The organism is Agromyces italicus DSM 16388, assembly GCF_000421545.1.
In the GTDB taxonomy this organism is placed as follows: Bacteria; Actinomycetota; Actinomycetes; order Actinomycetales; family Microbacteriaceae; genus Agromyces; species Agromyces italicus.
Map to the genome: position 1 here is coordinate 44421 of NZ_ATXF01000009.1, position 18562 is coordinate 62982.

The following is an 18562-nucleotide window of genomic DNA, read 5'->3' on the forward strand; positions in this document are numbered from 1 at the left end:
GTACAGCGTGAAGGTCATGGCGCAGATGTCGATGGTCATGAACCTCGACAAGTGCATCGGCTGCCACACGTGCAGCGTCACGTGCAAGCAGGCGTGGACGAACCGCTCGGGCGTCGAGTACGTGTGGTTCAACAACGTCGAGACCCGTCCCGGCATCGGCTACCCCCGCCGCTACGAAGACCAGGAGAAATGGGGCGGCGGCTGGGTCCGCACGAAGTCGGGGCGGCTGAAGCTGCGCTCGGGCGGGCGCATGAAGAAACTCGCCACGATCTTCTCGAACCCGAAGCTGCCCGAGATCCACGACTACTACGAACCGTGGACGTACGAGTACGACATGCTCCTGAACGCCCCGGCGGGCGAGCACACCCCGGTCGCGAAGCCGAAGAGCCTGCTCACGGGGGAAGACATGAAGATCTCCTGGTCGGCGAACTGGGACGACAACCTCGGCGGCTCGGCCGAGACCATGGCGGAGGACCCGATCCTCCAGCACATGTCGGAGCATGTGGCATCCGAGTACGAAGACACCTACATGTTCTACCTGCCGCGCATCTGCGAGCACTGCCTGAACCCCTCGTGCGTGGCGTCGTGCCCGTCGGGCGCGATGTACAAACGGGTCGAAGACGGCATCGTGCTCGTCGATCAAGACCAATGCCGGGGCTGGCGCATGTGCGTGTCGGGCTGCCCGTACAAGAAGGTCTACTTCAACCACAAGACCGGCAAGGCCGAGAAGTGCACGCTCTGCTACCCGCGCCTCGAGGTCGGGTTGCCGACCGTCTGCTCCGAGACCTGCGTGGGGCGCCTCCGCTATCTCGGCCTCGTGCTCTACGACGCCGACAAGGTCGCCGAGGCGGCGTCGGTCGAAGACGAGCACGCACTCCTCGACGCGCAGCGCAGCGTCTTCCTCGACCCGCACGACCCGGCGGTCGTGCAGGCGGCCAGGGAGGCCGGGATCCCCGAGGACTGGATCGACGCCGCGCAGCGCTCGCCGATCCACAAGCTCATCAACGAGTACAAGGTGGCGCTGCCGCTCCACCCCGAGTACCGCACGATGCCGATGGTCTGGTACATCCCGCCGCTCTCGCCCGTCGTCGACGTCATCGCCTCCTCCGGCAACGACGGCGAAGACGCGAAGACGCTGTTCGCGGCGATCGCGAAGCTGCGCATCCCGCTCGAATACCTCGCCGGGCTCTTCACCGCCGGCGACACCCGCCCGGTCGAGGCGTCGCTGCGCAAGCTCGCCGCGATGCGCTCGTACATGCGCGGCATCAACCTCGGCGAGGGCAAAGACGAGCGCATCGCCGACGCCGTCGGCATGACGGGCGACTCGCTCGAGGAGATGTACCGGCTGCTCGCGATCGCGAAGTACGAGGAGCGCTACGTCATCCCCGCGGCGCACACCGAGCAGGCCCAGGAGCTCGATGAGCTCGCCTGCTCGCTCGACTACGACGGCGGGCCGGGCATGGGCGGCGCGGGGCCGTTCGGCTCGTCGAGCGGGCAGCAGGTGCCCGTCGCGGTCGAGAACTTCCACGCCCTGAAGAACCGGCAGACCGCCGACCGGCCCTCGACCTCGGGCCGGGTCAACCTGCTCAACTGGGACGGCAACGGCGCACCGACCGGCCTCTTCCCGCCCAAGTCCGAGGGCGAATGATGGCGAACCTGCCGCTCATCTTCAGAAGACACGGGTCGGATGCCTCGCGCTCGTCCCGTGGGCCCGCCACCGCCCCGCTCGCGCTCGACGACGCCACGAGACGGCTCGCGCACATCGCGAGCTCACTGTTGCTCGACTACCCCGACGAGGGCTTCGACGCACGGGTCGCCGCGGTCGAGGCATCCCTGGATGAATTGCCCCCGGCGATCGCGGGCGAGCTGCGCGCCTTCATCGATCACGCCGCCGCGACCGACCGCGAGGCGCTCGCGATCGAGTACGTCGCGACCTTCGACCTGAAGCGAAAGTGCTGCATGTACCTGAGCTACTACGCCGCGGGCGACACGAGACGACGCGGCACGGCGCTCGTGACCTTCATCCAGGCGTATCGCGCCGCGGGCTGGGAGTTCGACGCCGACGAACTCCCCGACTACCTCCCGGCCGTGCTCGAGTTCTCGGCGCGCAGCGACTCCCCCGTGGCATCCGAACTGCTCTCGGCCCACCGCGACGGGCTCGAGGTGCTGCGCGAGGCCCTCGAGAAGCAGCAGAGCCCGTGGGCGGGTCTCGTGCGCGCCGTGTGCCGGTCGTTGCCCGAGCTCGACGACGCGACGCGCGACCGCTACCTCGAACTCGTCAGCCAGGGGCCGCCCGCCGAGACGGTCGGGTTGTCCTTCCTCGGCAACATCCCGCCGTTCCAGCCCGTCGGGGCCGCACACGAGGAGGCACGCGCATGACCACATGGGACATTCTGCTGTGGGTCGCGATGCCGTACGCCGCGTTCGCGGTGTTCGTCGTCGGGCACATCTGGCGCTACCGCTACGACAAGTTCGGGTGGACGACGCGGTCGAGCCAGACCTACGAGAGCCGGCTGCTGCGCTGGGGGTCTCCGATGTTCCATCTCGGCATCCTCATGGTGATCGCGGGGCACGCCGTGGGCCTGCTCATCCCGCGCGAGTGGCTGTACGCCATCGGCATCGACGAGCACATGTACCACCTCGGGGCGACCGCGCTCGGCACCGCGGCGGCGGTGCTCACCCTCGCGGGGCTCGCGATCCTGATCTACCGGCGTCGCACCGTCGGGCCCGTCTTCCTCGCGACGACCCGCATGGACAAGCTCATGTACGTCGTGCTCGGCGCGGTGCTGCTGTTCGGCACGATCGCGACGGTCATGTACCAGTTGCTCGGGCCCGGCTACGAGTACCGCGGCACGGTCGGCCCGTGGCTGCGGAGCCTCATCGTCTTCCAGCCGCGGCCCGAGCTGATGGTCGACGTGCCGATCATGTTCCAGATCCACGTGATCGCGGCGAACGTGCTGTTCGCACTCTGGCCGTTCACCCGGCTCGTACACGTGTGGTCGGCGCCGATCGGCTATCTGTTCCGCCCGTACATCGTCTACCGCTCGCGCGACGACGCACGGCGCCCCGGGTCGCGGCCCGCCCGGCCCGGGTGGGAGGGCATCCAGACGCCCGACCCGAAGAAGCTGACGAAGCTCTGAGTGATCGGTCGCGGCGCGGCGCCGGATCCGGATAGGGTGCCGGATCCGGCGCGCGGCGATCGAGTCGAAGAGCCGATCGGCGCCCGGGGCGCATGGGAGCAGCTCGTGGGGGGACGAGGCCGGCTCCACCCCGAGCGCCGATCGCGGGACACCCACTGGGGGTGTGGGTCAAACGTCCTAGTTCAGAAACTACGGCCCTCTCCTGTGAGTGACCTCGGTGAAAGCTGGATGATCTCTCCGAGCCACGGGTCGGGTGCCCGGAGGGCCGTACGCGTCCCTCCGGTACGATCGACGGCAGGCGGTCGACCGACGCGATCCCGCCGCTCACCGTGGAGAGCGAGGCACCGATGCGCAGCTACGCCGAACACCAACGGGCCGTGCACGAACTGCTCGACCCGCTCGCCGCCCGGTACGGCTCCGACGAGTCACATTCGGTGGCGGTCCCGGTCACCGCCGCGGTTGGGCCGAGCGACGCCCTCGGCCGGGTGCTCGCCCGCGAAGTGCACTCGCCCGTCGCGCTGCCAGGCTTCGACAACTCGCAGATGGACGGCTACGCCGTGCGATCCCACGATCTCGCCGAGGCGCGCCCGGGCACCCCGGTACGACTGGGGGTCGGGCCGACGAGCGCCGCAGGCGATGCGCCGTTCGGGCTCGCCCCCGGCACCGCCTCTCCGGTGATGACCGGTGCCGCGATCCCCCACGGGGCGGACGCCGTCGTGCCGATCGAGGCGGCCGACCCGTCCGCCTTCATCGGGCTCGGTGCGGGGCGCCACGACTCCCCCGACGGCTCGGTCGTCGGGTTCACCGCCCCCGTCGCGCCGGGCACGTTCATCCGCCGCGCGGGCAGCGACATCGCCGCGGGCGCCCTGCTGCTCGCCGCGGGGACAAGGCTCGGCCCGGCCCAACTCGGCTCGCTCGCCGCCGCGGGAGTCACCGAGGTGCCCGTGCGCCGCCCGCTGCGGGTGCTGCTGATCTCGACCGGCCACGAGCTGCGGGCGCCCGGGCTTCCGCTCCGCCCCGGGCAGATCCATGACGCCAATACGGCGATGCTCGGGTCGGCGTTGCGCGAGTGCGGCGTCGAGGTCGTCGAGGCGCTCGCCCCCGACGATGCCGCGTCCGTGCGGGCCGCGCTCGAGGCATCCGCACCCACGGTCGATCTCGTGGTGACCACCGGCGGCGTGAGCGCCGGCGCGTTCGAGGTGGTGCGCGAGGCGCTCGCACCGCTCGGTGTCGAGTTCGTGAAGGTCGCCATCCAGCCAGGCGGTCCGCAGGGCCTCGGTACCGCGCGCCTCGACGGCCCGATCGAGCTCCCGATCGTCTCGTTCCCCGGCAATCCGGTGTCGGCGCTCGTCTCCTTCGAGCTGTTCCTACGGCCGGTGCTGCGCCGCCTCGTGGGGCTCGCCCCCGATCGGCACCGCGCGCGCCTGCCGCTCGCGCACGACGTCGTGTCGCCGCGGGCGAAGCACCAGGTGCGTCGGGGTGTCATCGACGGCGACGGCGCCGTCGAGGTCGGCGCGCCGAGCTCGCACCTGCTGCACGCGTATGCTCAGGCGACGGTGCTCGTGCACCTGCCGGTGGGGGTCGACGCCCTTCCCGCCGGCGCCGCCGTCGATGTCTGGAGGATCGATGACTGACACCCCGCCCCGCCTCACCCACTTGCGCGACGACGGCTCGGCGCACATGGTCGACGTCACCGACAAGCAGGTCACGAAGCGCACCGCGAGCGCGCAGGCCGTGCTCACGACCCGCCCCGAGGTGGTCGCGATGATCGCCGACGGCACGCTGCCGAAGGGCGAGGCGATGGGCACCGCCCGCATCGCCGGCATCATGGCGGCGAAGCAGACCTCGACCCTCATCCCCCTCTGTCACCCGCTGCCGCTCACGAAGCTCGACGTCGACATCACCGCCGACGGCTCGCAGGTGCGCGTGGTCGCGACGGCGACGACGAAGGGGGTCACGGGTGTCGAGATGGAGGCGCTGACCGCTGCGAGCGTCGCGGCGCTCACCCTCTACGACATGATCAAGGCGGTCGACAACCGCGCCGTGATCGGCGAGGTGATGGTGCTCGCGAAGGCAGGCGGCAAGAGCGGCGACTGGTCGCGCGCATGACCGAGCGGATGCCACGGGCCGCCACCGTGCTCGTGGCCTCGACGCGTGCCGCGGCGGGCGTCTACGAAGACCGCACCGGGCCGGTGATCGCGGACTGGTTCACCGAGCGCGGGTTCTCGGTGCAGGGACCTCTCGTCGCCGCCGACGGTGTGGCGTTCGCGACGGCGCTCGAGGCGGCGGTCGCGGCCGCGCCCGCCGTGATCGTGACGACCGGCGGCACCGGCCTCGCGCCGGGCGACCGCACCCCCGAGGCGACCGCCGTGCTGCTCGACCGCGAACTGCCCGGCTTCGCGGAGGAGCTGCGCCGTCGCGGCGCTGCGACGACCCCGACCGCGCTGCTGACCCGCGGCGTCGCCGGGGTCGCCGGCTCGACGTTCGTCGTCAACCTGCCCGGTTCGCGCGGCGGAGTCCGCGACGGACTCGGCCTGCTCGGCGAGGTGCTCGAGCATGTGCTCGACCAGCTCGCGGGCGGCGATCACGCGCCCACCGACTCGGCATAGGGGCCGCTGAGTTCCCTCGCCGACGGCCCGCCTTGACCCCCGGGCGCCGGCCCGTCCTGACCCGCGTGCGCCCGCCCGCACCTGACCCGCGTGCGCCCGCCCGCACCTGACCCGCGTGCGCCCGCCCGCACCTGACCCGCGTGCGCCCGCCCGCACCTGACCCGCCGCCCGCACCTCATCCGCTGCCACCGGACCTTCCCTCGGCAGAGGGTGTGGCCATGTGGTCAAGTGGCCGCCCAGAATGTGGCCATGTGGTCAAGTGGCCGCCCAAGGTGTGGCCATGTGGTCAAGTGGCCGCCCAAGGTGTGGCCATGTGGTCAAGTGGCCGCCCAAGGTGTGGCCATGTGGTCAAGTGGCCACCCAAGGTGTGGCCATGTGGTCATGTGGCCGCCCTGCGAACATGGACATCTGGCGCTCGCGGCGTGCCCGGCGTGCCCGGCGTGCGCGGCGTGCCCGGCGTGCCCGGCGTGCCCGGCGTGCGCGGCGTGCCCGGCGTGCCCGGCGTGCCCGGCGTGCCCGGCGTGCCCGGCGTGCCCGGCGGGCCCGGCGGGCGCGGCGTGCGCGGCGTGCGCGGCGTGCGCGGAAGGTCGTATCGCCGAGGCGCCGAAACTCTGCGGAGCGTCGCCGACCGGCGGTGCGTAGCGAATGACGCGTGGCAGACCACGCAGACCCGCGAGCTATGGCATAGACCTGCGGTCGGGGTCCATCGCAGATGTGGCGGCAGGCCGGGTCAGGTCATTCGCGCGGCACGCGCGGCACGCGCGGCACGCGCGGCACGCGCGGCGGAGTCACGTGCGCCTGAGCGCGCTCGGCATTGCGAGCGGCGACCCGGTCGATCCAGTCGAGGCGTTCGCGCTCGAGCGGCACGGCGAAGATCGCCCACAGCACGAGGGCGACCCCGACGCCGACGAGTGCGCCGCCGACCGTGTCGGAGAACCAGTGCGCCCCGAGGTAGGTACGACTGATCGCCATGAGCACGGTGTAGAGCGCGCCGAGCACCCAGACCCAGAGCCGCGGCACGATCACGCCCACTGCCACGGCGATGGTCGCGGCGTTCGCGACATGCCCCGAGGGGAACGATCCGAAGTCGGAGACGACGATCATGTCTTCGGGTCGGGCGCGGCCGAACGCGGACTTCAGCACCTGCACGACCCCCGCGCTCGCCGCCGAGGCGGCGATGAAATAGAGCGCGGCCCACGGCCGGCGCAGGATGAGCAGCGCGACCGCGGTACTGACGGGAATGACGAAGACGCCGACGACCCCGCCACCGAGCGCATTCATGAAGTAGGCGAACAGGTCGCCGACGGGCCCGCGCATCGCGAAGACCTCCTCGGCCCACTGCTCGTCGACGGCGAACGGGAGCCCCTCGAAACGCCCCATGATCACGAAGCCGAGCAGGGCCGCCGTCACGACCGCGACGATGCCGCCGATGAGCGGCGCGCGTCGCCGCACGGTCCGCACCGAGGCATCCGCCTGCTTCTCGTCAACGGTGCGCGTCGGCTGCATCCTCCAACGCTAACGTCCGGCGCGCCGGCATCCGCCCGCCTCGCCGTCGCGACCTGGGTCAGTCGGCGAGCGGCGGCACGGTCTTCGGGCGCACGAGTGCCCAGAGGGCGACGATCGCGACCCCGGCGGCCGCCGTCATGACGATCGCCATCGGCAGGGCGCTGCCGACGCCCATGAGCCCGATGAGCGGCGAGATGAGGCCGGCGAGCCCGAAGTTCAGCGCGCCGAGCAGCGACGCGGCGGTACCCGCCTCGCTTCCGTGCGACGCGAGCGCGAGGATCTGCACCGCGGGGAACGAGAACCCGCACGCCGTGATGAACAGGAACAGCGGCACGATCGTGCCCCACAGGCCCGCGCCCGTCACGTCGAGAACGCCGATCGCGATCGACGAGCCGAACAGCACGACGGTCGTGACCGCGAGGATCCACTGCGGCGCGACCCGGCCGCGCATGAGGCGCGAGCTCGTCTGCACGCCGATGATGATGCCGATCGAGTTGACGCCGAAGAGCAACCCGTACTGCTGGGCGGTGAACTCGTAGACCTCCTGGAACAGGAACGACGAGGTCGACAGGTAGCCGAACAGCCCCGTGAACACCATGCCGCCGACGAGCGCGGCGCCGAGATACACTCGGTCGCGGAAGAGCGCCGCGTACCGGTCGCGCATGGTCGAGTGACCCGACACGTGCCGGCGCGACGGCGGCAGCGTCTCGACGATGAGGAACGCGACGCACAGCACGACGACGACCCCGTAGCCGGCGAGCACCCAGAAGATGCCGCGCCAGTCCATGACCTGCAGCAGCTGCGAGCCGATGACGGGCGCGAGCACCGGGGCGAGGCCGTTCACGAGCGCGAGGCGGGAGAGCATCTTCACGAGGGGCTTGCCGCCGAACAGGTCGCGCACCATCGCCATCGCGACGACTCCGCCCGCGGCGGCACCGAAGCCCTGCAGCAGGCGGAACACGGCGAGCCACACGATGTCGGGGGCGAACGCCGCGCCGATCGAGGCCGCGATGTGCAGCGCCGTCGCGAGCATCAGCGGGAGTCGGCGCCCGACCTTGTCGCTCCACGGGCCGACGATGAGCTGCCCGAAGCCGAAGCCGATCATCGTGCCGGTCAGCGTGATCTGCACCGCGGCCGCCGAGACGCCGAGCTCCTCCTGCAGCACCGGGAAGGCGGGCAGGTAGAGGTCGACCGTGAACGGCCCGAGCGCGGTGAGCGCGCCGAGCACGAGCACGTAGACGAGACGCTGACGGCTCGTCAGGCGGTCGCCGGGATGCACCGACACCACCGGCGTCGACCGGGTGTCGTCGGGGCGGATGATGGGAATGGGGCTCGTGGCGGACATGCGATCCTGGCGTGCTCGAATGCGGAAGAGGTCTGGTGCCGGGCGGGGCCGGCGGCCTCGGCGCGCGCCATCGGACACCGGGAACGACGACGACGGCGACGCGGTGCGTGCCGTCGTGCGGATTCGGCCGACACATCGGACTCGAATCGATTCGAAGTTTCGAGATTACCGCAAGTCGTGCCGCTGCGCGAGGGGAGTTCGCCGACTCATGCGACGGGCACGGGCGGCGTCGCTAGGCTGGATCGGTGCCGTTCGATCTCCGAGACATCCCGCTCGACCCGAAGGCCGAGGCCGCACTCGCGGCGCGCGGCCTCGAGTACCGTGTCGTCGATCCCGGCGACCGCGCCGCGCTCGAGGCCTGGGTCGCAGCCGACCGGCGCGGCTTCCACGAGAACCGGGCCGACGACGCAGAACTCGCCCGCGAGGTGTCGGTGTTCGCCGATCGGCGCGTGCACGGCGTGTACGACCCGACGCTCGACGCCCCCGAGATCCCGGTCGCGACGGTCGCGAGCTGGCCCACCGGCCTGAGCGTGCCCGGCGGCCGCAGCGTCGACGGCTGGGCGGTGAGCTCGGTCACCGTCGCACCCACCCACCGTCGTCGCGGTGTCGCCCGGGCGCTGATGGAGGGCGAACTGCAGAACGCCGTCGCCGCCGGCGCCGCTCTCGCCATGCTCACCGCGTCGGAGGCGACGCTCTACGAACGGTACGGGTTCGCGCCCGCGGCCCGCGCCGCCACCGTCGAGGTCGCCCGTCGCCGGGTCGAGTGGGTCGCGCCGCTCGAGCCCGGTCGTGTGCAGTTCGTGGCACCCGAGGTCATGCGCACCGCCGCGGCCTCCATCGCCCGCCGAGCCGTCGCGCGCACGCCCGGCGAGATCGACCGCTGGCCGGGCCTCCTCGACCGCATGCTCGGCACCCACGCCCCCGACAGCGAGCGCTCGCGCTCGATCCGGGTGGCGCGCTACGACGACCGCCACGACCAGCCGCAGGGCTTCGTGGTGTTCCGGGTGCGGCATGATCCGGGCGACGCCGACAACGACGACCGCAGCGTGCTCGAGTTCGACTTCCTCGCGGCCGCCACCGACGAGGCCGAGCGTGCGCTCTGGCGCTTCCTCACCGAGCACGACCTCATCGGGCGGGTGCGCGGCCGGCTGCGCTCGGTCGACGAGCCGCTGCCGTGGCTCATCGCCGATCGGCGGGCGATCACGGTCAGCGACGTCGTCGATCACCTCTGGTTGCGCATCCTCGACCCCGTCGCCGCCCTCGAGGCGCGCCGCTACTCGGGCAGCGGCTCGCTCGTGCTCGACATCGACGACCGCCAGGGGTACGCCGCCGGACGCTTCGAGATCGAGTTCTCGGCGAAGGGTCACGCCGAGGTGCACCGAGCCGAGTCGGCACCGGCGGATGCCTCGGCGCGCGCCGCACGCAGGTCGAGGCCGACGCAGGGGCTGGGCCTGCGGCTCGGCGTGGCGGAGCTCGGCGCGATCTACCTCGGCGACGTCGCACCGTCGCTGCTCGCCCGCGCGGGCCGGGTCGTCGAGACGACGCCCGGATCGCTCGCCGTGGCCGACCGGCTCTTCTCGTCGCCGCGGGCGCCGCATCTCAGCATCTGGTTCTGAGAGTTTCGAGACGCGTCCTCCTTCGTCGGGCGCTCCTCAACCCACGGTATGCCGCTAGATCGAGTCCTGACGGGGGAAGACGACCTTCTGCACGATGATGATGAGCGACGCCGCGACCGGGATCGCGACGAGCGCCCCGAGCACCCCGCCCAGTGTGCCGCCGGCGACCGCGGCGATGACGACGAGCGCGCCGGGCACGGCGACGGCCCGGTTCATGATGCGGGGGCTCAGCACATAGGCCTCGACCTGCATGTAGACGAGGTAGTAGATCGCCGCCGCGAGTGCGGTGTACGGGCCCGCGGCGAGGCAGATGAGCGAGATGATGACCGCACCCGAGAGCGTTCCCACGAGCGGCACGAGTGAGAAGAGGAAGGCGATGAACGCCAAGAGGATCGGCGCCGGCGCCCCGATGATCGAGAGGTAGATGAGGCTCAGCACGCCGTTGACCGCGGCGAGGCTCACCTGGCCCATCACGTATCGGCCGACCGAGCCGGTGATCTCCTCCGACACGTCGCGGTAGCCGGCCCGCGAGGAGGCGGGCACGAATCGAGCCGCGTAACGCTTCATCGAATCGAGCGAGGCGAGGAAGTAGAGGGTGAGGATCAGCACGATCGTCGCGCCCGTGAAGCCGCCGGCTATGCCGGCTCCGACGGCGAGGATGCCGCCGCCGAGCGAGCCGAGATTCGCCGGGTCTGCAAGCCACTTGCCTGCCGCCTCGATCGCCTCCTCGATCGCGTGGCCGGTGCCCGAGAGGTTGTTGAGCCAGACGACGAGGTCGCTGTTCTTCGCGTTCTCGACGATCGCCGGCCAATCCTCGATGACGTTGGTGGTCTCGCGCACGACGATCGGCACGATCATCGCGATGAGTCCGACGAACAGCCCGATGACGACGGCGAAGACGATGAGGATGGCCGCCCATCGGGGCAGCCCGCGCCGCTGCATCCAGCTGACGATCGGATCGAGCCCCAGCGCGAGGAACAGGGCGAGGGCCACGTACAGGATGACGGTGCCGAGCTCGGAGACGATCCCGCCGAGCATGAGGGCGAGCAGCACGCCGAGGGCGCCGATGAATCCGATGCGGAACGCCCGGATCTTCACCTCGGGGCCTCGTGCATCGCCGTCGCTCGTCACCTCGGTCGAGGGCGACGCCGGCAGAGGGGCCCGCTTCGTACGGATTCGCATGGTCCAGACGCTACCGCCGGCTCGCGACATCCCGCGGGAATGAAACGGATGCCGCGGCGATTGTGATCAGAGGGGCGCTGCCGCGCGCCCGAGGTGAGGAGTGGTGTGGGCGACGTTGCTGGTGTGGGTTTCCGATCCGAGCGGGGGCCGGTGCTCATCGCCGTGATGCTCGCGACCGGGCTCATCGCGATCGACTCGACGATCCTCGCGACGGCGGTGCCCTCGATCGTCGACGACCTCGGCGGCTTCTCGCAGTTCCCGTGGCTGTTCTCGATCTACCTGCTCGCGCAGGCCGTCTCGGTGCCGGTGTACTCGAAGCTCGCCGACACGGTGGGCCGCAAACCCATCATGCTCGTCGGGATCGGGCTCTTCCTCCTCGGTTCGATCCTCTGCGGCGTCGCCTGGGACATGACCTCGCTCATCGTCTTCCGGGCCGTGCAGGGGCTCGGCGCCGGTGCGGTGCTGCCCGTCTCGATCACCATCACCGGCGACATCTACACGGTGCGCGAGCGGGCGAAGGTGCAGGGCTACATCGCGAGCGTATGGGCGGCCTCCTCGGTCATCGGGCCGACCCTCGGCGGGGTCTTCGCCGAGTTCCTGTCATGGCGGTGGATCTTCTTCGTCAACATCCCGCTCTGTCTGCTCGCCGCCGTCATGCTGTGGCGGGCCTACCACGAGTCGCTCGGACGCGAGAAGCACCGCATCGACGTCGCCGGCGCGACGGTGCTCACCCTCGGACTCACCCTCGTCATCCTCGCCGTGCTCGAGGGCGGGCAGGCATGGGCGTGGCTCTCCTGGCAGAGCCTCGGGGCATTCGGTCTCGGCGGGCTGCTGCTCGTCGCGTTCGTGTTCATCGAGCGCCGCGCCGCCGAGCCCGTGCTCCCGCTCTGGGTGTTCTCGCGACGCCTCATCGTCACGACGTCGCTGATCTCGCTCGGCGTCGGCGCCGTGCTCATCGGGCTCACCTCCTACGTGCCCACCTTCCTCGAGATCACAGCGGATGCCTCGCCGCTGGTCTCGGGCCTCGCGGTCGCCGCCCTCACCCTGGGCTGGCCGATCGCCGCGTCGAACGCGGGTCGCCTGTTCCTCCGCATCGGGTTCCGCGCCACCGCACTCATCGGCCTCGCGATCGCGGTGCTCGGCAGCGCGGCGCTCGTCGCGGCCTCGTTCGTGCCGAACGTGTGGACGACGGCCGTCGCCTGCTTCATCGTGGGCCTCGGCCTCGGACTGGTCGCCTCGCCCACCCTCATCGCCGCCCAGTCGTCGGTGCCGTGGGAGGAGCGCGGGGTCGTGACGGGCGCGAACATGTTCCTGCGCTCGGTCGGCAGCGCCGTCGGCGTCGCGATCTTCGGTGCGGTCGCGAACGGGGTGATCACGCGCTCGGGGCTCGGCCCGCAGTCCCCCGTGGCGATCCAGGCGGGGTCGGCCGCGGTGTTCCTCGCGGTGCTCGTCGCGGCGTTCCTCACGATCGCCGCGGGTCTCGCGATGCCGCGCGCCAGGGTCGACGAGATCGAGCACCGACCCGCGGAGGCCGCCGCCGCGGGCTGAGCCGCGGCATCCCACAGCCCGCGCCGACCCCTCGCCCCCAGGCCCCGCCGCCCGCACCCCTACCGCCACCCTCCCCGGTCTCGCTCCTCCGTCCCGCTCGCGGTCCCGCTCGCCGTCCCGCTCCCCGTCCCGCTCCCCGTCCCGCTCCCCGTCCCGCTCCCCGTCCCGCTCCCCGTCCCGCTCCGTCGGCGTGGGAGGAGATCGCACGATCGGGAGGACGAATCCGCGATCGGCCTCCTCCCGATCGTGCGTTCTCCTCCCGATGCGAGGTCGGGCGAGGTCGGGCGAGGTCGGGCGAGGTCGGGCGAGGGCGGGCGAGGTCGGGCGAGGTCGGGCGAGGGGCGCTACTCGAGACCCGAGGTCGCCGGCGGCATGACCTCGCCCTCGAGCGTCCGCACCCAGCGCTCCCGCGTCGCCAGGAACTCCCGCCGCGTCGCGAAGCGGTAGTGGTAGGCCCGCACCCGCAGCCAGCGAGGCGGCACCCCGTCGAACGGGTCGTGCGCGAGCAGCGCGAGCGTCGGGGCATCCGCCGCGAGCAGGCGCTCGAGCAACACCTCGAACCACGGCTCCCACAGGCGCCCGAGCGGCAGGAACCACATCAGCCAGTCGAGCCGCAGGTGGTACGGGGCCCACTGCCGCGGCAGCGCTCGCACGTCGCCCGGCTTGCCCTTGAAGCCGTACTCGCGCCACGCGGCATCCTCGTCGGGCACCTCGTCGAGGGTGCCCTCGACGACGATCTCGATGCGCCGCTTCGTGACGGTGCCGAAGGCGCCGTAGGCGTTCACGAGCATCCATCGGTTGAACGCGGCGTTCATGAGTTGGCGGTGCGCGAGCAAATTGCGCAGCGGCCACCAGCTGAGCACGAGCAGCAGGGCGGATGCCACGAGCACGATGGGCATCCACCAGAGGGGCGAGGCCGTGGCATCCGTGCCGAGGCTCTGCGGAATCGCCGGGATGATCGCATGCCACACCGAATCTGGCACGGCCGAGGCGGCGAGCACGACCGTGATCCAGTTGAGCCAGGCGAAGTTGCCCGTCACGATGAGCCACAGCTGCGTGACGATGACGACGACGGCCGCCGCCGCGCCGACCCACCCCGGCACGAACAGGAGGAACGGCACGACGAGCTGCGCGAAATGGTTGCCGAGCACCTCGCCGCGGTGGAACCAGGGCGGCAGCAGGTGCGCCTGCCTGCTGAGCGGGCCCGGCATCGGCTGGGTCTCGTGGTGGTACATGAGCGCCGTGAGGTCGCGCCACTCGCGGCCGCCGCGGATCTTGATCATGCCGGCGCCGAACTCGAGCCGGAACACGAGCCACCACACGGCGACGATCACGGTGACCGGCGGCGGAACCTGATCTGACCCGAGGAACGCCGCCGTGAAGAGCGCCTCGCAGAGGAGCATCTCCCAGCCGAAGCCGTAGAAGGTCTGGCCGACGTTCACGATCGAGAGGTAGAGCAGCCACAGGGCGAGGAAGACGAGCATCGGCAGCCACGGCGGTCCGAGTTGGGGCAGTCCGAGCACGATGGATGTCCCGAGCGCGATCCCCGCGACGGCGACCGCGACGAGCCGCCGGTCGGTGTACCCCCAGCGGAACAGGCTCGGCCCGCGCAACCACGAGGCCCGCCGCAGGAGTTCGGGCACCGGCAGCAGGCCGTGCTCGCCGAGGAGGGGCCGGAACTGGTTCAACGTCGACCAGAACGCGACGACGGCGAGCGCGCCGATGCCGCGTTGCAGCACCTGGCGGGCGACCTCGTAGTCGTGCGCGTCGAACCAGACGGTCCAGTCCACCCCTCCACGCTACGCCCGCGGGCATGCCGCGCTCTGAGCGGACCGCCTCAGACGCTGAGGCCGAAACGCTCGCGGAGGGCGAGCTTCGCCGCGTACCAGCCGTTCATGCCGTGCACGGCCGGGCCGGGCGGAGTCGCGCTCGAGCAGAGGTACACGCCGTCGACGGGCGTGCGCCACGGCTTCGTCGAGACCACCGGGCGCTTCACGAGCTGCGCGAAGTCGAGCGCGCCCGAGTAGATGTCGCCGCCGACGTAGTTGCGGTTGTACGCGGCCACCTCACGTGCCGAACTCGCCGTGCTCGCGAGCACGACGTCGCGGAACCCCGGCGCGAAGCGCTCGACCTCCGCGGTCACGAGTTCGGTCGCGTCGAGCGTCGACCCCGCGGGCACGTGCGTGTAGGCCCACAGCACCTGCTTGCCCGCGGGCGCACGGCTCGGGTCGACCACGCTCGGCTGGCAGACGAGCACATACGGATGCCTCGGGGCACCGCCGTCACCGGCGACCCCCGCGTTGAGCCCGGGTTGCAGGCCCCGGGCGACCGCGTTCTCGGCCGCGGCGATCTCGCGCCGGCTGCCCCCGAGGTGCACGGTCGGGGCGAGCCCGACGGCGGGGTTCGCCCACGGCACCGGGCCGTCGAGCGCGAAATCGACCTTCGCGACGCCCGAGCCGTAGCGGTACCGGCGCAGTGCCCTCTCGTAGCGGGGCGGCAGCGAGGCGGTGAAGAGGAGTTCGGGCGAGGTGTCGAGCAGCACCGCGCGGGAGCCCTGCACCTCGTCGAGCGACTGCACCGGGGCATCCGTCACGATCTCGGCGCCGTGCCCGGCGAGTTCGGCCACGAGCGCATCGGCGATCGCCTGTGATCCGCCCCGCGGCAACCCCCAGCCGACGCCGTGGGCGTGCATCGCGATCAGCAGGCCGGCGCCGGCGGAGGAGAGCGAGGGCATCCCGCCCGCCGCGTGCGCCGTGACCCCGGTGAAGAGCGCCGGCGCGACGTCGCCGGTGAAGCGCCGATCCCACGCGCGGGTGCCCTGCTCGAGTGCGCGCAGTCCGAAACGCAACGCGGCGATCGGGTCGCGCGGCACGCGCAGCAGCTGCGATCCGGTGAAGTCGACGACGCCGCGCTGCCGGGCGAGGAGCGGCGCGATGAGACGCCGCCACGCCGGCCCGTCGGCGCCGAGCCCGTCGACGGTGCGATCGAGGTCGCGCCAGGCGATGCCGGCGCGGCCGCCGGGCAGCGGGTGCGCGTACGAGGCCTCGGGCACGATCCACTCGGGCGCGTGCGGGCCGTCGACGAGGCCGAGCTCGCGGAACACCGGTGAGGCGAGCGCCGCCGGATGCACCGCCGAGCAGACGTCGTGCCGGAAGCCGGGCAGGGTGAGCTCGGCCGTTCGCACTCCCCCGCCGATCGTCGAGGCCGCCTCGACGACGCGCACGGTGAGGCCGGCGCGCGCCGCCACGACGGCGGCCGTGAGCCCGTTGGGTCCCGATCCGACGACGGTGACGTCGACCATGCTCAGAAGGTGTGGAGATAGACCCAGGGCAGGCGGTCCATCATGAGTCGGTGGCGATTGCCCCGCGCGTCGGGGGCGTCGTCGGGCACGGCGGCGGGGCCGCGCCGATCCCCGGCGAGGATCGCGTCGTACTCCTCGTCCTCCTGCCAGAGCACCATGCGACGTGCCTCGTCGCGGCGCGCACGGAACGGGCGGACCTCGCCCGCGGCGAACCCGGCGAGCGCGGCGTCGACCGACGGCGCATCGAGCAGGCCGTGCAGGGTGACCCAGGTCGGCGGCCACAGCGTCAGGCCCCCCGCGGCGTGGCGGTCGAGGGCGTCGATCGGGCGCAACCACTCGGCGGCGACGACCTCGTCGGGGGCGAGTCGAAGTTCGCCGTCAGGCACCCGTACGGCGAAGAACGCGGTCGTCAGCTGCTTGGGCGCTCCTCGGGGTGGGGTCCAGAGGGAGAAGGGCACGAGCTCCTGTGCGTCGATGACGAGTCCGACCTCCTCCTCGACTTCGCGCACGGCGGCGCGTCGAGCCGCCTCGAGGCCTTCGGGTGGGGCGCCGACGGCGTCCGACTCGTCGACGGCGCCGCCCGGGAACACCCAGGCGCCCGCGAACGAGCCGCGATCGCTCGGTCGCTCGGCGAGCAGCACCTCGAGGCCGAGCTCGCCGTCGCGCAGCAGCACGACGGTGGCGGCGGTACGGGTCGCGACGGGTGCGTTCGGGGACTCGGGCACGCTGTCCATCTCTTCAGACTAGGCCGGTCGACCCCGGCTCGCACCGGGGCGGGCCGATACACTGCCGGGATGGATGACGCCGCAGCGCACGAGCGGGTCGACACGGCCGGGCCGTCGCGGCTGGCCCGCAGGGTGCTCGCACCGAACGCCGGACCGATGACCCTCGACGGCACGAACTCGTACGTGCTCCAGGCGCCGGGCGCCCGTTCGACGATCGTCGTCGACCCGGGGCCGGCCGATGCGGGCCACCTCGACCGACTCGCCGCCCAGGGCCCGATCGAGCTCGTGCTCATCACGCATCACCATGCCGACCACACCGAGGCGATCGACGCCTTCGTGCGGCTCACCGGTGCCCCGGTGCGGGCGATCGACCCCGCGTTCTGCCGCGACGCGACGCCGCTCGTCGACGGCGAGCTCATCGCCGCGGCGGGGGTCGAGCTCGAGGTGATCGCGAGCCCCGGGCACACGGCCGACTCGGCGTGCTTCGCGCTCCTCGGCGAGCGCGAGCGCAGCGGCGACCGCGAGGGTCGTGCCCCGCTCGCCGTGCTGACGGGCGACACGGTCCTCGGCCGCGGCACGACGATCATCGCCGACCCCGACGGCGCACTCGGTCCGTACCTCGACTCGCTCGCGCGTCTGCGGGGGCTCGGCACGCCAGGCCCGATCGCCGTACTGCCGGGTCACGGCCCCGCGCTGCCCGATCTCGCCGCGGTGTGCGACGCCTACCTCGCCCACCGCGCGGACCGCCTCGAGCAGGTGCGCGCGGCCCTCGCCCGCCTTGGTGACGACGCCTCGGTCGGCGAGGTCACCGACCTCGTCTACGCCGACACGGATGCTTCGGTGCGGGGTGCGGCGGAGGCATCCATGCGTGCGCAGCTGAAGTACCTGCGCGGCCCCGCCTGACGCCCGCGCAGACGAATCGCCCGGTTCCGTGAGGAACCGGACGATTCGATCTGCATGGCGAGACGCGGGTCAGGCGGCGACGGCGAAGCCGCCCGTCCAGCCGATCTTCTCCTGCACGGCGAGGGTGAGCTGGAGGAAGCCGATCGACTCGAGTTCACGGGCCCGCTTGAGCGCGCCCGCGTCGATCGCCTTCACGCCACCGGCGCGCACGACGTCGATGAGCGCCTGCTTGGCCACCGCGTCGTCGCCGGCGACGAGCACCGTCGTCTCCTCGTCGCCGACCGACTTCGAGGTGAGCGTCGCGGCGAAGTTCGTGTTGAACGCCTTGAGCACGCGCGAGGAGGGCAGGAGCGCGGCGAGCTCGGCCGCCTTCGAACTGTCGGACGCGGGAACGAGCGAGTCGAAGGTCTCGAAGTCCAGCGGGTTGGTGATGTCGACGACGATCTTGCCGGCGAGCTCGGCGCCACGGGCCTCGACGATCTCGGCGAGCGCGAAGTGCGGCACGGCGAGCACGACGATGTCGCCCGTGATGGGCTGCGATGCGTCGCGGCCGACGACCTCGACGCTGTTGCCGCCCGCGGCGACGATGCCGCCGATCGCGCTGCCCATGTTGCCGTTTCCGATGATGCTGACGGTCGTCATTGCGATTCCTCCCCGCGCCGTTCGACGCGATTACTTGTTTCGACA

General features: G+C 71.9%; 16 protein-coding genes. 9 read left to right on the forward strand and 7 right to left on the reverse strand.

The window, feature by feature from the left end; translation table 11 throughout:
* Positions 1–7 precede the first annotated feature (7 nt).
* From narH to H516_RS0113880, 6 genes are all read left to right on the forward strand, one after another.
* On the forward strand, positions 8–1648 hold the full coding sequence (gene narH / locus H516_RS0113855) for a nitrate reductase subunit beta (protein WP_022890308.1): 1641 nt from the start codon (positions 8–10) through the stop codon (positions 1646–1648).
* The gene (gene narJ / locus H516_RS0113860; RefSeq protein WP_022890309.1) at positions 1648–2379 is read left to right on the forward strand and encodes a nitrate reductase molybdenum cofactor assembly chaperone; all 732 of its coding nucleotides are present in this window, start codon (positions 1648–1650) and stop codon (positions 2377–2379) included. The genes narH and narJ overlap by 1 nt, the downstream gene beginning before the upstream one ends.
* Entirely contained in the window at positions 2376–3140 is a 765-nt protein-coding gene (gene narI / locus H516_RS0113865; RefSeq protein WP_022890310.1) for a respiratory nitrate reductase subunit gamma, read from the forward strand. Before narJ ends, narI begins: the two co-directional genes overlap by 4 nt.
* A gap of 347 nt (positions 3141–3487) precedes the next feature.
* Complete coding sequence (locus H516_RS0113870; RefSeq protein WP_033197238.1) at positions 3488–4774, forward strand: molybdopterin molybdotransferase MoeA; 1287 nt, start codon at positions 3488–3490, stop codon at positions 4772–4774.
* Positions 4767–5249 carry a cyclic pyranopterin monophosphate synthase MoaC gene (gene moaC / locus H516_RS0113875; protein WP_022890312.1) on the forward strand — a complete coding sequence of 161 codons (483 nt, stop codon included), beginning with the start codon at positions 4767–4769 and terminating at the stop codon, positions 5247–5249. The genes H516_RS0113870 and moaC overlap by 8 nt, the downstream gene beginning before the upstream one ends.
* Positions 5246–5749 carry a MogA/MoaB family molybdenum cofactor biosynthesis protein gene (locus H516_RS0113880; protein WP_022890313.1) on the forward strand — a complete coding sequence of 168 codons (504 nt, stop codon included), beginning with the start codon at positions 5246–5248 and terminating at the stop codon, positions 5747–5749. The genes moaC and H516_RS0113880 overlap by 4 nt, the downstream gene beginning before the upstream one ends.
* 735 nt (positions 5750–6484) lie before the next feature.
* Here the strand turns inward: H516_RS0113880 and H516_RS20230 are convergent.
* Both H516_RS20230 and H516_RS0113890 read right to left on the reverse strand, forming a co-directional pair.
* Positions 6485–7255, reverse strand: a complete 771-nt coding sequence (locus H516_RS20230; RefSeq protein ID WP_022890314.1) for a phosphatase PAP2 family protein — start codon at positions 7253–7255, stop codon at positions 6485–6487.
* Positions 7256–7313: 58 nt separating this feature from the next.
* Positions 7314–8600, reverse strand: a complete 1287-nt coding sequence (locus H516_RS0113890; protein WP_022890315.1) for a multidrug effflux MFS transporter — start codon at positions 8598–8600, stop codon at positions 7314–7316.
* 245 nt (positions 8601–8845) lie between these two features.
* Between H516_RS0113890 and H516_RS0113895 the strand changes: the two genes are divergently transcribed.
* Complete coding sequence (locus H516_RS0113895) at positions 8846–10216, forward strand: GNAT family N-acetyltransferase (RefSeq protein ID WP_022890316.1); 1371 nt, start codon at positions 8846–8848, stop codon at positions 10214–10216.
* Between the two features lie 54 nt (positions 10217–10270).
* Here the strand turns inward: H516_RS0113895 and H516_RS0113900 are convergent, their stop codons facing one another.
* Positions 10271–11398, reverse strand: coding sequence for an AI-2E family transporter (locus H516_RS0113900; protein ID WP_211217099.1), 1128 nt, complete (start codon positions 11396–11398; stop codon positions 10271–10273).
* A gap of 165 nt (positions 11399–11563) precedes the next feature.
* Here H516_RS0113900 and H516_RS0113905 point away from each other — a divergent pair, with 165 nt between their 5' ends.
* The gene (locus H516_RS0113905) at positions 11564–12946 is read left to right on the forward strand and encodes an MDR family MFS transporter (RefSeq protein ID WP_084620723.1); all 1383 of its coding nucleotides are present in this window, start codon (positions 11564–11566) and stop codon (positions 12944–12946) included.
* Positions 12947–13290: 344 nt separating this feature from the next.
* Here H516_RS0113905 and H516_RS0113910 read toward each other — a convergent pair whose 3' ends face one another.
* From H516_RS0113910 to H516_RS0113920, 3 genes are read right to left on the reverse strand one after another with little or no spacing between them, the layout of a single operon-like run.
* Positions 13291–14736: a lipase maturation factor family protein gene (locus H516_RS0113910; protein WP_022890319.1), complete on the reverse strand. Its 1446-nt coding sequence runs from the start codon at positions 14734–14736 to the stop codon at positions 13291–13293.
* Between the two features lie 47 nt (positions 14737–14783).
* Entirely contained in the window at positions 14784–16247 is a 1464-nt protein-coding gene (locus tag H516_RS0113915; protein ID WP_022890320.1) for a phytoene desaturase family protein, read from the reverse strand.
* A 2-nt stretch (positions 16248–16249) separates the two neighbouring features.
* A complete protein-coding gene (locus H516_RS0113920) occupies positions 16250–16981 on the reverse strand; it encodes an NUDIX hydrolase (protein ID WP_022890321.1) in 732 nt (243 codons plus the stop codon).
* Between the two features lie 60 nt (positions 16982–17041).
* Between H516_RS0113920 and H516_RS0113925 the strand changes: the two genes are divergently transcribed.
* Entirely contained in the window at positions 17042–17875 is an 834-nt protein-coding gene (locus tag H516_RS0113925; RefSeq protein WP_022890322.1) for an MBL fold metallo-hydrolase, read from the forward strand.
* 69 nt (positions 17876–17944) lie between these two features.
* Here the strand turns inward: H516_RS0113925 and H516_RS0113930 are convergent, their stop codons facing one another.
* Positions 17945–18517 (reverse strand): NADPH-dependent F420 reductase, encoded by a 573-nt coding sequence (locus H516_RS0113930; protein WP_022890323.1) that lies wholly within the window; start codon positions 18515–18517, stop codon positions 17945–17947.
* Between the last annotated feature and the right edge of the window lie 45 nt (positions 18518–18562).